Annotated in this window: 11 protein-coding genes; 6 read left to right on the forward strand and 5 right to left on the reverse strand. The window is 64.3% G+C overall.

Features of this window, described 5'->3' with window-relative positions:
* Window positions 1–2: 2 nt before the first annotated feature.
* Both AC30QB_RS18995 and AC30QB_RS19000 read right to left on the reverse strand, forming a co-directional pair.
* Window positions 3–338 carry a hypothetical protein gene (locus AC30QB_RS18995; protein WP_489547830.1) on the reverse strand — a complete coding sequence of 112 codons (336 nt, stop codon included), beginning with the start codon at window positions 336–338 and terminating at the stop codon, window positions 3–5.
* Window positions 335–958, reverse strand: a complete 624-nt coding sequence (locus AC30QB_RS19000) for a glutathione S-transferase family protein (protein WP_489547831.1) — start codon at window positions 956–958, stop codon at window positions 335–337. The genes AC30QB_RS18995 and AC30QB_RS19000 overlap by 4 nt, the downstream gene beginning before the upstream one ends.
* A gap of 184 nt (window positions 959–1,142) precedes the next feature.
* On the opposite strand from AC30QB_RS19000, the gene AC30QB_RS19005 reads away from it, so the two are divergent.
* A complete protein-coding gene (locus AC30QB_RS19005; RefSeq protein ID WP_489547841.1) occupies window positions 1,143–2,573 on the forward strand; it encodes an aminotransferase-like domain-containing protein in 1,431 nt (476 codons plus the stop codon).
* Here AC30QB_RS19005 and AC30QB_RS19010 read toward each other — a convergent pair whose 3' ends face one another.
* Window positions 2,574–3,140 carry a DUF1415 domain-containing protein gene (locus tag AC30QB_RS19010; protein WP_489547832.1) on the reverse strand — a complete coding sequence of 189 codons (567 nt, stop codon included), beginning with the start codon at window positions 3,138–3,140 and terminating at the stop codon, window positions 2,574–2,576.
* Between the two features lie 156 nt (window positions 3,141–3,296).
* Between AC30QB_RS19010 and AC30QB_RS19015 the strand changes: the two genes are divergently transcribed.
* From AC30QB_RS19015 to AC30QB_RS19025, 3 genes are all read left to right on the forward strand, one after another.
* A complete protein-coding gene (locus AC30QB_RS19015; protein ID WP_489547833.1) occupies window positions 3,297–4,307 on the forward strand; it encodes a transporter in 1,011 nt (336 codons plus the stop codon).
* Window positions 4,308–4,320: 13 nt separating this feature from the next.
* Window positions 4,321–4,821: a M48 metallopeptidase family protein gene (locus tag AC30QB_RS19020; protein ID WP_489547834.1), complete on the forward strand. Its 501-nt coding sequence runs from the start codon at window positions 4,321–4,323 to the stop codon at window positions 4,819–4,821.
* A 719-nt stretch (window positions 4,822–5,540) separates the two neighbouring features.
* A complete protein-coding gene (locus AC30QB_RS19025) occupies window positions 5,541–7,811 on the forward strand; it encodes a WD40/YVTN/BNR-like repeat-containing protein (RefSeq protein ID WP_489547835.1) in 2,271 nt (756 codons plus the stop codon).
* A gap of 191 nt (window positions 7,812–8,002) precedes the next feature.
* Here the strand turns inward: AC30QB_RS19025 and AC30QB_RS19030 are convergent, their stop codons facing one another.
* A complete protein-coding gene (locus AC30QB_RS19030) occupies window positions 8,003–9,685 on the reverse strand; it encodes a hypothetical protein (RefSeq protein ID WP_489547836.1) in 1,683 nt (560 codons plus the stop codon).
* Window positions 9,686–10,454: 769 nt separating this feature from the next.
* Between AC30QB_RS19030 and AC30QB_RS19035 the strand changes: the two genes are divergently transcribed.
* Both AC30QB_RS19035 and AC30QB_RS19040 read left to right on the forward strand, forming a co-directional pair.
* Window positions 10,455–11,687 carry an AI-2E family transporter gene (locus tag AC30QB_RS19035; protein WP_489547837.1) on the forward strand — a complete coding sequence of 411 codons (1,233 nt, stop codon included), beginning with the start codon at window positions 10,455–10,457 and terminating at the stop codon, window positions 11,685–11,687.
* A gap of 278 nt (window positions 11,688–11,965) precedes the next feature.
* The gene (locus AC30QB_RS19040) at window positions 11,966–12,484 is read left to right on the forward strand and encodes a hypothetical protein (protein WP_489547838.1); all 519 of its coding nucleotides are present in this window, start codon (window positions 11,966–11,968) and stop codon (window positions 12,482–12,484) included.
* Between the two features lie 167 nt (window positions 12,485–12,651).
* Here AC30QB_RS19040 and AC30QB_RS19045 read toward each other — a convergent pair whose 3' ends face one another.
* Window positions 12,652–13,875: a bifunctional alpha/beta hydrolase/OsmC family protein gene (locus tag AC30QB_RS19045; RefSeq protein WP_489547839.1), complete on the reverse strand. Its 1,224-nt coding sequence runs from the start codon at window positions 13,873–13,875 to the stop codon at window positions 12,652–12,654.
* Window positions 13,876–14,055: the final 180 nt, after the last annotated feature.

Genomic DNA, 14,055 nt, shown 5'->3' on the forward strand with positions numbered 1-14,055 from the left:
TTTCAGGCGAAGGCGCGGCGCACGAATGCGCTCAGTGCGCGTATGAAGTGGGCCGGGGATGGGTGGCGTGTCTCGGCCGACTGATAAGCATGCGCACAGCGCAGCTCGGCGGTGTCGCCTTGGGCTTCAAGTTGCACCCATCCGCCAGCTTCGAAAGCATGCGCCTCGCTGGCCTGAATGACCAGCCGGGAGCGCCAGACGGTATCGGCCAGCCAATGCGGCGTGCTCCTCACGACCACGCTGCCGCGCACGGCGAACAGCTGTGTACCGGGAGTGACCTGCAAGCCGTGAGACTGGCCTCGTCGAAGGCTGATGGTTTGAAGGGGGGCAGTGTTCATGGCATGCCGTTCCTCACGTGAAGTTGAAAGCCCGGGCGCGGGCTCAGGCGCTGGTAGTAAGCCGCGACGGCCGGCAGCTCCGGCTTGTCCATCGGCATGGCGAGCCATCGGTGTGTCGACAGCCCGATCACGATGTCGGCCAGCGTGAACGCGCCGCCGGCCACGTAGGCGTCGGTCTTGGCGAGCTGGCCATCCAGCACGCCCATGAGCCGGTTCCACTCGGCCACGCTGGCGGCGGTGGCCGTGGTGTCGGCGTGGGCAGGGCTCTTGCGCACCAGGCCCATGAAGGCGTAGCGCCAGGAATAGTTCAGCTCGGTGGCCTGCCAGTCCATCCACTGCTCCACGCGGGCGCGCGCTTGGGGTTCGCTGGGCAGCAGGTCGAAGCGCTGCTGCCGCGCGGCCAAGTAGCGGCAGATGGTGTTTGACTCCCACAGCACGAAGTCGCCATCCCGCAGCACGGGCACCAAGGCATTCGGGTTCAGCGCCAGGAACTCGGGCGACCGTGTCGGCTTGTAGCCCACGCCCCATGCCTCGTGTGCAATGGGCAGGTCGAGCTCGACGCACAGCCACAACAGCTTGCGCACGTTGATCGAGGGTGATGTGCCGAGGACTTGAAGCATGGTGCTGTGACGCTGATGGGTGCTGAGTCGATGGCCACAAGCATAGGCAATCGCCACGTCCTCAAACAGGAACAGTCCGCAACCATGTGTTCCGTATCAGAGGCTGTTTGCCTCTGCTGTTATGCCGCTATAAGCTGACATCTGTTCCGGTCTGCCGCGCCAAAGCGCACGCATCATGTCCGATATGGATCTGCAGCCCCTGTACCAACGCGTCGCCCACCATTACCGCGGGGCTATCCGCTCTGGCGTGCTCGTGCCGGGCGCGCGCATGCCGTCCGTGCGCTCGCTCACCCGTCTGCACCAGGTGAGCCTGTCGACCGCCTTGCAAGCCTGCCGCAGCCTGGAAGACGAAGGCCTGCTCGAAGCGCGGCCGCGCTCGGGTTACTTCGTGCGCTTGCCGCGCCGAGCAGCCATTGCGCCGGCCCACGAGCCCGAGCCGATGCAATCGCTCGACTCGGCGCAGTACGTGGGCATACACGACCGGGTGTCAGCCTTCGTGGCGCAGAGCGAGCGCCATGTCGTGACCACTGATTTCGCGGCCGCCTATGCCTCGACCGAGGCCTACCCGGCCGAGGCGCTGAAGAACGCGGCGATGCGCGCCCTGCGCCGCCACCCCGACCTGCTGGTCAAGCCCATGGCTTCGCCCGGCGACCCCACGCTGCGCGCTGTGTTGGCACGGCGCTCGATGGACGCCGGCATGAGCCTCACGGCGGAGGAGATCGTGGTCACCCAAGGCTGCATCGAAGCGCTCAACATCGCGCTGCGGGCGGTGGCCCAACCCGGCGACACGATCGCCGTGGAGTCGCCCACTTACTACGGCCTGCTGCAGGTGCTGGAGAGCCTGAACCTGCGCGCGCTTGAAGTGCCCACCAGCCCGCGCACCGGCCTCTCGGTTGAGGCGCTGGAGCTTGCGCTGCAGACGCACGAGCGCATCAAGGCCGTGGTGGTGGTGCCCAACTTTCAGAACCCGCTGGGCTGTGTGATGCCCGACGAGCACAAGCAGCGGCTGGTGCAGCTGTGCGAGCGCTTCGAGCTGCCCATCATCGAAGACGATACCTACAGCGCGCTCACGGCCAACGACGTGCCACTCAAGGCTGTGAAAGCCTGGGACCGCTCGGGTGGCGTGATCCACTGCGCCTCGCTGCGCAAGATCCTGGCACCCGGCATGCGCCTGGGCTGGATCAGCGGCGGGCGCTGGCACGCGCGCATCCAGATGCTCAAGTACGCGCAGACCCGAGCCAACGAAGCGCTGCCGCAACTCACCACGGCCGAGTTCATGGGTTCGAGCGCCTTTGACCGCCATCTGGCGCGGCTGCGCCGGCAGCTCAGGGTGCAGCGCGAGCAGGCGGCCGAGGCCATTGCCGCCTGCTTCCCGCAGGGCACGCGCCTGAGCGTGCCTGAGGGCAGCCTGTTGCTGTGGGTTGAGCTGCCCGAGAAGCGCTCGGCTCAGGCGGTGTTTGATGCAGCCCTGCAACAGGGCATACGCATCGCGCCGGGCACTCTGTTTTCAAACTCAAGCCGCTTCGATCACTTCATGCGCATCAGCTGCGGCCTTCCGTTCACCGCCGAGGTCGAAGGGGCGTTGCGTCAACTGGGCCGCATCGCCAGCGCCTGATCAACCCGCCGCATCGGCCTTGCACTGCGCTTGCAGCGCCGCCCAGCCGTCGGCGCCCAGTGCTTCGAGCGTGCGCAGGTTGTTCTCGTAGATGGCCTCGGCCTGCGGGAATGCCGCCACTGCGCGGTCGACGCTGGCTTCGCGCAGCAGGTGCAGCGTGGGGTAGGGCGACTGGTTGGTCGCGTTGCCCACGTCGTCGGCGTCGGTGCCGGCAAACTGGAACTGCGGGTGAAAGCTCGCAATCTGCAAGAGGCCTTCGTAGCCGCGCTCGGACAGGGCCTCGTCGGCGGTGCCCAAGAAATCGTTGAAGTCGAGAAAGTCGTTCAGCACGTGGGGGTGGATGAGCAGGGTGGTGTCGATCTCGTCGGAGTCGGTCGATACCAGCCGGTCCATCTCGGCGCACAGCTCGGCCAGCAGGGCATCGCCGTCACTCGCCTCGCTCACCGCATAGCGCACTTGGCTCTTGGCGTGCACGGCCTTTGCAAAGGGGCACAGGTTGAGCCCGATCACGGCGCGCGTGAGCCAGGCCTGGGTTTCGCGAATGACGGTGTCGGCTGGGGAGGGCATCGCCCAGGATGATGGCATGCGCTGTCACACCCTCGCAACACATGGCCTCTATGGTGGACGCCCCATACCGCCGCAGAGGTGCGCCCGTGAACTCCCTCGACCCCGCGCTGCCGGCACCCAACGCGATCGTGGTGCCCGAGGTGTACTGAGCCGCGAATGCAAATCAACTATGGCTCCGACAAGAACGGATTGATCTGCGGCTACCTGTTTGCAGACGGCACATCAGGTGAGCCGATAGGCCTGGCCGAAGCGCTGGAGTGGTTGAAGCGCGAGCCGGCGCCTGGCGCCACCGGTTTCGTGTGGCTGCACTTCAACCTGAGCGACGCCGCCGCCGAAAGGTGGATCGCCGAACACCTGGCAGCGGGGGTGGTGCCAGAGTTTTTCGAGGCCTTGCACGAGGGCTCGCGCTCCACGCGCATCGAAGACGCACACGACACGCTGGTGGCCGTGGTCAACGACGTGGCCTACGAGTTTTCGTTTGACCCGTCGGAGATCGCCACGCTGTGGCTCAACGTGGCGCCGCGCATGGCCATCAGCGCGCGCAGCCACCCGCTGCGCTCCATCGACCGCTTGCGCCAGGCAGTGAAAGAAGGCTGCCGCTTCGGCTCGTCGGTGGCCTTTCTCAACCGCCTGATGCACGACCAGGGTGACGTGCTGGTGCGCATCGTGCGAGAGGCCACCTTGCAGGTCGATGCGATCGAAGACAGCTTTCACTTCGGGCGGCTGCAGCACAAGCGGGCTGACCTGGGCAAGCTGCGGCGCGTACTGGTGCGCCTGCAGCGACTGCTGGCGCCCGAGCCCGGCGCCTTGTTTCGCCTGCTGCGCCACCCGCCGCCGTGGATCGCAAGCGATGACCTCGAAGAGCTGCGCCAGGCGACGGAAGAGTTTTCGCTGATCATTCGCGACGTGTCTGAGCTGCAAGAACGCATCAAGCTGCTGCAGGAAGAGATCGCCGCGCAAGTGGGCGAGCAGACCGGCCGCAGCCTTTTCACGCTGACGGTGGTGACGGTGCTTGCGCTGCCCATCAACATCGTGGCCGGCCTGATGGGCATGAACGTGGGCGGCATACCGCTGGCGCAAAGCCCGCACGGTTTTTTCGTGATCGTCGGCGTGATCGCAACCTTTACCGTGCTCGCCGGCTGGCTCGCCTTTCGCCGCAGGGAGTGAAAATACGCGGCTCATGACCCCGCCGCTGCCCCCCCTCAAGTACCTTGCTGGCTACCCGCCACACCTGATCGCCCAGGTGCAGTCTTTGCTCGACGAAGGCCGCCTGGCCGAGACACTCGCGCAGCGCTACGCCGCCACGCACGAGGTGCGCACCGACCGCGCGCTGTACGACTACACCATGGCACTCAAGAGCCGCTACATGCGCAGCGCCGACCCGCTCAGCAAGGTGGTGTACGACAACAAGCTCAAGGTGATCCAGCATGCGCTGGGCACGCACACCACGGTGTCGCGCGTGCAAGGCACCCAGCTCAAGGCCAAGCGCGAGATCCGCATCGCCAGCCTGTTCAAAGACACGCCGCCCGAGTTTCTGAAGATGATCGTGGTGCATGAGTTGGCGCACCTGAAAGAGCGCGAGCATGGCAAGGCGTTCTATCAGCTGTGCCAGCACATGGAGCCGCAGTACCACCAGTACGAGTTTGATTTGCGGGTGCACCTGACCGCGCAGGAGTTGTGAGGGGGCACCATCGCATGCACCGACCGGGTTGGAAGATTGATCAGGTGCGGTGAGGGCTCAGAGCGTGAGTTGAATGTGTGCCAGGGGCCACTCCCGATCGCGACAGCGTTCGCCGTGGCACCCGGCCGCCAGAAGTGGGCCTCGAACTGGGGAAGCACGGACGATGTCATCGAGCTGCCTACAAATGAGGCCGCCGGCATCCGCTGCGATCCCGACATGATGTTCCATAGCTGAATCGGGCGACCCGGATATCCGCTCTGGGTCGAGAGCTCCGGGTGGCGCACTGCTGTTCATTCCAAGCACCAGGCAGGCTGAGAGCCGCGACGAGTACAACCGAGTTCACTTCGCCCTGCACTTACGTGCCTCGGCGGTTTCAGCACGTCCGGTGCCTAGCGCTTTTTTGCCCTGCGCTCTCTCAACTTGCGTCCAAGCTTCTCGCATCTGCTCGGCAGATCGCTAGCCGCAAGGCGCCCAGGCAGGTGTGAAACACCTTATTCGATGGGCGCGTGAATGAGGGGGGTCCGAGCATCGAGGCGTCGATTCGCGACAGAAGTCACGGTCGATCGGGTCCACCTTCCTTGGGGTTCTGAGGCATGCCTCTTACGATACCTTCCCATGTGCCGACGAGCTGACTTCGCGGCTGACGGTCGATCTGTCTTTGCCCAGCTTGCTCGCGCGGGCGAAGCGTCGACGACAACAAGTATTACTAACGAAAAGCCATGAACTCCTTCATCAACGCCACACGCCAATCGCGCGTAGCCTCGTCGCTCAACCACGCCGCCACCCTGGCGGTCGTGCTCGCACTGGCCGCTTGCGGAGGCGGTGGCGGTGGGGACGCACCCCCCGCGGCGGGCCCGACCGAGCATGCCCTGGCCAGTGTGTCGATCGAGCCCGCGGGCTCTCGCTGCGCGAACGGTGGCAGCCTCATCAACACCGGCATCGACAGCAACCACAACGGGTTGCTCGATGCAGCGGAGATCACCTCTTCCAGCTACGTGTGCAACGGCACGCCGGGGGCCAACGGCGCTGCGGGTACACCCGGTATAAACACCTTGCTCCAGATGGTGAGCGAGCCCGCCGGCACACACTGCGCGAACGGCGGCAGCCGCATCATTGCCGGCCTCGACCTCGACGGCAGCGGCGCGCTCGACGCCGGGGAAGTGACCGTCACGAGCTACGTGTGCGGCGGCGCTCCGGGTGCAAATGGAGCCGATGGGACGAATGGCACAAACGGCACCGATGGCACGAATGGGACGAATGGGGCGGATGGCACAAACGGCACCAATGGCACGAATGGCGCCGATGGCACAAACGGCACCAGTGGCACCAATGGGACGGATGGCACAAACGGCACAAACGGCACCAATGGCACGAATGGGACGGATGGGATCAACGGCACGAATGGAACGAACGGCACCAACGGAACGAACGGCCTGAACAGCCTCATGAGCGTCACACCGGAGCCGGTGGGCGCGAACTGCGCGAGCGGTGGTGTACTGATCGCCTCGGGCCTCGACAGCAACGGCGACAGCGTGCTGCAGGCCGGCGAGGTAACTCGCAGTCAATATGTGTGTCACGGTGTACAGGGCGCGACGGGCGCGACGGGTGCGACCGGAGCCACCGGAGCAACCGGAGCAACCGGAGCGGCCGGTCTGTCCGTGTTGATCGCGACAGCTTCGGAGCCCGCTGGTGCCAACTGCCTTCATGGCGGCAGCCGCATCACGTCGGGGCAAGACGCCAATCGCAACAGCGTGCTCGACGCAGGCGAAGTCAGCGCCACCAGCTATGTGTGCAACGGCCCGGGGATCACCTGGGTCAATGTCGCCACGGCGGCCGTGCAGGGCAACAACAACACAGGCTACATCGTCGATACCGCCGTGCGCGCCACGGTCACGCTGCCTGCCAACCCGGCGGTAGGCGACATCGTGCGCATTTCTGGCGCCGGCACCGGCGGTTGGCAGATTGGCCAAAACGCCGGGCAAACCATCAACACGCGGGCCGTGCTGCCCCGTGTTGGCAGCGTATGGGCCGTGCATGACAGCGCGCGCTCGTGGCGTGCCTTGACCTCATCGGCCGATGGCGACAAGCTCGCCGCCGCTGATGTCGGGGGGAAGATCTACACGTCGACCGACGCAGGCATCACCTGGACAGCACGCGAGACCGATCGCAATTGGGTGAGCATCGCCTCGTCGGCCGATGGCAACAAGCTGGTGGCGGTTGCGCAGGGCGGCCAGATCTACACCTCCGGCGATGCAGGCGTCACTTGGTCGGCACACGGCCTCAGCCTCCCCTGGGCCTACGTGGCGTCGTCCGCCGACGGCGACAAGCTCGTGGCGGTTGCGGGCATCGGGCAGATCTACACCTCCATCGATGCAGGGCAGAACTGGACCGCCCGCGAAACCGCTCGAAACTGGTTTTCGGTGGCATCGTCGGCTGATGGCACCAAGCTCGTGGCGGTGGAATTGAATGGCCAGATCTACACATCTGCTGATTCAGGCGCCACCTGGACAGCGCGTGAAAGCAATCGCGACTGGCTCAGCATTGCGTCATCGGGGGATGGCAACAAGCTGGTGGCAGGCGTTTCGTCGGGTCCGCTCTACACCTCGAATGACGCGGGAGTGACCTGGGTGCCGCGGGGGGTCTATGGCTCTTGGATCAGCGTGGCCTCATCGGCCGACGGCAGCAGGCTCGCGGCGGCCTTCAGCAATGAACGTCTCTACATCTCGATCGACTCGGGTGTCACCTGGACGCCGCACGAGGGCACCCGCTTCTGGGAAGCCATAGCCTCATCGGCCGATGGCAACAAGCTTGTGGCCGCTGAGCAGGGCGGCAGGATCTACACCTCCTTCGGCGACGTCACCACTCGCGGCACAGCCGGTTGGTTGCGCGGCGAACAATACGACGCCATCGAGTTGCAGTTCGTGGGCAACGGCTTGTTCATCCCGCTGAGCTTTACGAACGGATCAAGTAGCGGCTTCACCGGGAACTGACGCGGCGCGCGAGGCGTTCCCGGCGGTGCCCTTCTGAAGGCTGACGAAGACGATGGGCTCGGGCAACACGGTGCAGGCGACCGCGGCGGCCGAGCTGCTGGCGCGCCTCTTCGAATCTCAATCTCAGGGCGAGCAACCCACGCCCAGGGACGCGCAAGACGCGCGCCCCTTAGGCTTGTGCAACTTGCCCTTTACGGGTAGCTCAACACGGTCACGGGCACGTCGGGGTTGGCGATGGTCGACGACCCGCCTGTGCCATTGACGACATTCGTGATGCCGCCTTTGCCTACGCCTGGGTCCAGAAAGATCGTGAGCAGATCTTGAAGGCTGCCGGCTGGGAGGCTGTTGGGTACCTCGAAAGCATTCGCAGCGAAGATATCAACGCCCTGGTTGAAGAAGCTGTAGCTCCCCATCCCGTAGCCGTTGAAGCGCGTCACCTTGTCGGCAATCTTCAGCGCTGCCCAACCGTTGACGGCGGGTGCCTGCATCCACGCAGCCTGGTTGGGCGGGTCATAGGGCATCTCGTTCTGGAAGAAGACCACCGTGCCCCCATTCCCGTTCCAGATCGCCTCGTACTTCTGGTAGTGCTCAACAAACAAGCCGTACGCCGTCACGTTGTTGCCGTTGACGATGACGCCCGTATCGGCTGTGTTGCTCGTCCAGCCCACGCCGTTGCCGTGATCGGCCCGCCAGGCCCAGATGTCGTCGAGGATGACGTTGTCGCTGTTCACCTCCAGGCTGACGGTTGCTTTGCCGACGCCCGCGCCGCCGATGCGGAAGAACACGTCATGGAGCGCCGTCGGCTCGTCTTGGTGAAATCGGCGGTGGCCGTGTCGGGAACCCACTTGCAGTAGCACCGGCGAGCTCACAGGGCCGGCATCGAAGATCAGGCCTGAAATCTCCACGCCATGCACGTCGGCAACGGTCATGGCGACCACACCGTTTTGCGGCACGAGTGTCGCGAACCCGAGGCCGATGACCACAGTCTCCGGGCGCTGCACCTTGATTGTTTGATCGATGGCGTAGACGCCCGGCGTGAAGATGAGGTTCTTGCCCCGGGCCAGCGCGTGGTTGATCGCCCGCACGTCGTCGGTCGGCCGGGCCACGTAAAAGTCTTCGAGCGACATGGCCTCGCCTGGCGTGGGGCCGCTGGCCCATGTGGTGCCGCTGGAGTTGCGTTGAGCCGCAGGGACGAAGACCTTGTAGTGCCCCTCGGCGTCGAGGAACAGGTAAGGCGCCTCGCGCGTCAACGGGCTGGTGGCGAGCGTGGTGTAGGGGCCGCCGCATGACGCTTGGCCAGGGAAGCACTGGGCGGGCGCACCCACGACCCCCGAGAACACCTGGTTCCACACGCCGTTGGACCAACCCCCGATGCTGCTGTTGCGCACCAGAAACTGCTGCTGCGAGCCGCTGACGACAAAGCCCGTTTGCGAATCGGCAATGAAGCCACCGCTGGCGAAGGACGGGCCGTTGCAGTAGTCCATCAGCGTGAGGTTGCCGCCGGTGATGTTGACGCGTCGCATCGGCGCAGCCTGCGATACCGCCCAGAAGTTGCCCGAAGAGCGGCAGCCGTCCAGGCCCATCACGTTGACCGTTAGGTTGGACATCGAGCGCCAGAAGTTGCTCAATGCGATGCAATTGCTGCCGAAGCACTGGTTGTAAACATCGACGTGGCCGTTGATCACCACATCGCCTGGCGAGCGGCCCAGGCCCGCTACTGCGGTGTAGTAGCCCACCTGAAAAACGAGCGGGGTGGCCGCACTGCCGTAGGTGCCGGGTTTGAACAGCAGAGCGTAGCGCTGGGGCCCAAACTCATTGCTGATTTGCTCAGCGGCAATGCCGTCGACGACGGCCTGGATCTCGCTAGTGGCCATGCTGGGATCGAAGACCTTCACATTCGGCCCGAAATCGCGCAGCCTGGCGCTGTCTGCAGAGAGTCGCACCGATTCTGGCGCTTCGCGTGGTTCGGGTGCTGGCGAATCACCGCCGCCGCCGCAGGCCGCAAGCATGGCGGCGATGAGCAGCGGCGCGCCAAGGCCCAACCATCGGAGCCGCCCCATGGAGGCCCCGATTCGAGCGAGTGTTTTGTGCTGGCGCTGGCGCGAGCGGCACACGGCGGGATCATCGGCGGATTCGCAAACGCCAATGGCTGGATGGGTATCAAACGTCATGTCTGTCTCCGAGTTATTCGCGGAGCCCTGGTAGCGCCGCGAGCGGTTTTGCCTGGCCGGAATACCTTGTCGCGCACACCAACCGGAACTGGAACCGGTTCCAGTTGCGCGGATTAGACAACCTCAGAAAGCCGGTGTCAAACACAGTCTCGGTTGGGGCCAGCGTGCAGCGCGTGGATGTCACGTCCAAGCAGCAAATAGCGACCTTCCCGGCGAGTCGCTTCAGAGCGCGAATGCCAGAACCAGCCATGCGGATACGCGTGAAAGTCGCCTTGCCGGCATGCGCCTCCGCAAACTTGGCAGCTTGCCTTGTGAGCTTGTGCGGTGATCGAACGCTCGTTCACACCCCAGACGCGTTCACCCCGGCATCCAGGCGCTGCGCCCAGGTGACGCACCTCGGTCTCCCGCGGCGCGGCGGCACAAATGCATTCAGCTCAGAAACATCGAGAATGAGATGAATTGAAAGGTGACCATGAACAATGTGCAAACCGCGGCGATGTCGGCGACCACGAAGGCGGACGACGAGAATCTCGCCCGAGAAGCAAAGAAAGTTCGGGATCAGCGGAGAGTGATGCTGCACATGCCCGTGGACGTTCGCAGCGTGTCTCTGGCAATCATCGCCGCGATATTGATCCTTTATGCCTTGCAGTGGGCGAAGGAGATCGTCGTGCCTATTTTGATGGGCGTATTGGTGAGCTATTCGCTTACACCACTAGTTGACAAACTGGAGCGCTGGCGCGTACCACGCGCGGCAGCGGCGACAGCGGTGCTCACGCTCATTCTGGGAGTGGCGGTGTGGGGTGTATTCGCGTTGAGCGACCAAACGGATGCCCTGCTTGAAACGGTCCCGAAGGTCACGCAGAAAATTCGCGAGATGACAGAGCGTATCAGCGGAAAAGCCTCGACCATCGAAAAGGTCCAGCGTGCCGCCACCGAGCTAGCGGCTGCAGCCGAAGCTTCTGGTGCGGGATCTTCCGCACCTCTAGGCAAGGCTGGCGATAAGAAGCGCGAGGCAGCGAACTCGTTATCTATAGGCTCCGCTCCGGCCGCGAAACCGATTGACATTCGTCACTACCTCTGGAGTGGAACACTGGGCGTCTTGGCCTTTTTGGGGCAAATTGCCGTGGTCTTTTTTCTGGCACTTTTCTTGATGTCTGCGGGAAGCAACTTCCGCCGAAAGATGGTGAAGCTGGCAGGTCCGAGGCTCAGCCAGAAGAAGGTAACGGTCGAAACCCTCGACGAGATCACCGAGCAGATACAGCGGTACCTCCTTGTTCAACTAGGCGTCAGTTTGTTTGTCGGCATCGCGACTTGGCTGGTGTTTCTCGCGTTGGGCATGAAGCAACCGGTTGTTTGGGGCGTCGTCGCAGCAATCACGAACTTGATCCCCTACGTCGGCGCTGTGATCGTCGGAGTTGGCTCGGCCGTCGTTGGCTTGGTGCAGTTTGCGGAGCCGGGAATGGGCTTGCTCGTGGGCGCGAGTTCTTTTGCTATTCACACCGTGATCGGAAATGTTCTCACGCCTTGGTGGATGGGCAAGGCGAGTCGCATGAGTCCAGTTGCAGTCTTCGTGGCAGTACTGGTCTTTGGCTGGCTCTGGGGCATCGCGGGTCTGCTGCTCGGGGTGCCTATTTTGCTGGTCTTTAAGTCGGTATGCGATCGGGTCGAGGATCTCAAACCGATCGGTGAACTATTGGGATCCTGATAGTCCACGCTGCGTTGACCGGTGTCGAGCCTGTCCAACGCTCAGGTCAACGCGCGGTGGCGGAAACTCGTCGACGTGCACCTGCTGCGCCGCCAACAAGGAATGATGTCCTACAAGTTCAGCCGGCTTCCACTGTCGAAAGCTTTAAAGCTTGAGGTCAAAAATGGCCGAGGGGTGGAGAGGGTTGGGCAATCGCCTGCAACCCGCCTTCGCCGCCGGTATCGCATCACTACCCCGATCCTTTGCCACTGAGCGGCAAGCTGAAATTTGGAGACCATATGTCCTTTCTTGATGTTTTGGCTCAATACGCGCAGAAGCCTGCCGAGAGCGCTTCCCGCACCAGCCAGGCTCACTATGACCAGATTGCGCCTCAGCTGCCGGCGGACGTGCTAAGCAGCGGCATGGCTGAAACCTTTCGCTCCGATCAGACTCCGCCATTCGGCGACATGGTCGGCCAGCTGTTCGGCCAGTCGTCCCCGCAGCAACGTGCGGGTCTGCTGACTCAACTGCTTCAATCGCTAGGCCCGGCGGCCATGGCCGCTTTGGGTTCAGGTGTGCTGGGTCGAGTTTTCGGATCGAACACTTCAATGCAAGGGGGGCAAGCGTCGCCAATCACGCCGGCCCAGGCCAACCAAGTTTCGCCGGATGACGTGAGTGAGATCGCCGCACGCGCCGAGCAGCACCAGCCCAGCGTCGTGAACGGCCTGAGCGATTTTTTCGCCCAACATCCGGACTTGATCAAGGGCATTGGAGCCATGGGCCTCGCGGTATTGCTCGGCAAGATGGCCCGCCACTGACCCTGTCCGTGCAGCGATGAAGCTGGGCATAGGCGTCGGTCGCGTCGTGGAGCAACGCCGACACGTACGAGCGCGGACCCCGTGCATCGTGCAGATGCAGTCGAAGAGCCTGCACACCTCTGGCAGCCCGCGCGTTCGCGTCGCAGTTGCCGATTGGCGCATAGTCGTCATGTCGCTGCGCGCGTCTCTACCTTCACCTTCGCGTGCAGCGTGCGATGCACCGGGCAGCGGTCGGCGATTTCCATCATCCGCGTGCGCTGCGCGTCATCTAGCTGACCGATCAGTTCAACCACGCGCTCGATGCGATCGACCTTGCCTTCCTTCGTGTCGCAGTCTGTGCAATCGGCGGCGTGAATCTTGCCGTGCGTTAGCGTCACATGCACGTTCTCGAGTGGCCATTGCTTCTGCCGTGCGTACATGCGCAGCGTCATGACCGTGCACTCGCCTAGCGCGGCAAGCAGCAACTCGTACGGGCTAGGCCCGGCGTCGTCGCCGCCAACCGATTCGGGCTCGTCGCCGATGAGCGTGTGCCGTCCGGCCTGGATGCTGACGGCGAAGGCGCCGGTGCCGCGCTCGCTGACACGCACGGTGCCGGGTTCCAGCATCTCCTTGGATGGTGCTGGCTCGGACGCCTCGGGCAGGTAGCGCGCCGCCCACGCCGCGATCACATTGGCGGCGTAGCGCGCATCGGCCGCCCGTGTGAGCAGGTGATCAGCGCCGTCTAACGCAATGAAAGACTTTGGGTGCAGCGCGGCCTCGAAGAGTTGACGCGCGTTGTCGATCTTCACCACGGTGTCGCCGGGCGCGTGCAGGACCAGCAGCGGGCGACGCAGGGCGCGGATGCGTGCCGCCTGCGGCTGGCCGCTCACATCGTCGATGAACGAGCGGCGGATCGTGAATTCGCGTCCGGCGAGCTTGACCACGGCCTGTCCTTCCCTTTCGATGACCGGCAGGTCGCTGCTGAATTGATGCGTCACATGCGCCGGGTCGCAAGGCGCGCCGACCGTGGCCACGGCAAGCGCATCGGCGATACGCTCAGCAGCGGCGAGGACCGCGGTGCCGCCCAGCGAGTGGCCGACCAGCAGTGCGGGCGGGCCGTGATGCGCACGCAGCCAGTCGGCCGCGGCCACCAGGTCATCGACGTTCGAGCTGAAGTGGGTGTTGCTGAAGTCGCCGCCGCTCCCGCCCAGCCCCGTGAAATCGAAGCGCAGCACGCCGAAGCCTGCATCGGCCAGGGCGCGCGCGATGTAGGCCGCGGCCTTGGTGTCTTTCGAGCAGGTGAAGCAGTGGGCAAACAGCGCCCAGGCTCGCGGCATGCCGTCGGGCGTGTCGAGACGGCCCGCCAGGGCGTGGCCCTGGCTACCGGGGAAGTCGACTCGGGTGCTGGGCATGGGGTGACCAGCGCCCACTGTACCGGGCGTTGCCTCCCGGCGCCCGAAGACGTTACTCGTCGACCGCGTCGACGTTGATGGCGGCCTCGGCCAGTTCGGTCATCAGCTCATCGGCCGTGTACATGTCCTTGACCGCAGCCTTGAGTTGCCGGTTGTCGTCGTCGAGCTTGAGCGCCTTGG

Origin of the sequence: Rhizobacter sp. (genome assembly GCF_046595475.1) — a bacterium.
GTDB lineage: Bacteria > Pseudomonadota > Gammaproteobacteria > Burkholderiales > Burkholderiaceae_C > Rhizobacter.

Bases quoted from the DNA above. Each gene is read 5' to 3' on its own strand.
- AC30QB_RS18995 (WP_489547830.1), bottom strand. From the start codon at position 338: ATGAACACTGCCCCCCTTCAAACCATCAGCCTTCGACGAGGCCAGTCT.
- AC30QB_RS19000 (WP_489547831.1), bottom strand. From the start codon at position 958: ATGCTTCAAGTCCTCGGCACATCACCCTCGATCAACGTGCGCAAGCTG.
- AC30QB_RS19005 (WP_489547841.1), top strand. From the start codon at position 1,143: ATGGATCTGCAGCCCCTGTACCAACGCGTCGCCCACCATTACCGCGGG.
- AC30QB_RS19010 (WP_489547832.1), bottom strand. From the start codon at position 3,140: ATGCCCTCCCCAGCCGACACCGTCATTCGCGAAACCCAGGCCTGGCTC.
- AC30QB_RS19015 (WP_489547833.1), top strand. From the start codon at position 3,297: ATGCAAATCAACTATGGCTCCGACAAGAACGGATTGATCTGCGGCTAC.
- AC30QB_RS19020 (WP_489547834.1), top strand. From the start codon at position 4,321: ATGACCCCGCCGCTGCCCCCCCTCAAGTACCTTGCTGGCTACCCGCCA.
- AC30QB_RS19025 (WP_489547835.1), top strand. From the start codon at position 5,541: ATGAACTCCTTCATCAACGCCACACGCCAATCGCGCGTAGCCTCGTCG.
- AC30QB_RS19030 (WP_489547836.1), bottom strand. From the start codon at position 9,685: ATGGCCACTAGCGAGATCCAGGCCGTCGTCGACGGCATTGCCGCTGAG.
- AC30QB_RS19035 (WP_489547837.1), top strand. From the start codon at position 10,455: ATGAACAATGTGCAAACCGCGGCGATGTCGGCGACCACGAAGGCGGAC.
- AC30QB_RS19040 (WP_489547838.1), top strand. From the start codon at position 11,966: ATGTCCTTTCTTGATGTTTTGGCTCAATACGCGCAGAAGCCTGCCGAG.
- AC30QB_RS19045 (WP_489547839.1), bottom strand. From the start codon at position 13,875: ATGCCCAGCACCCGAGTCGACTTCCCCGGTAGCCAGGGCCACGCCCTG.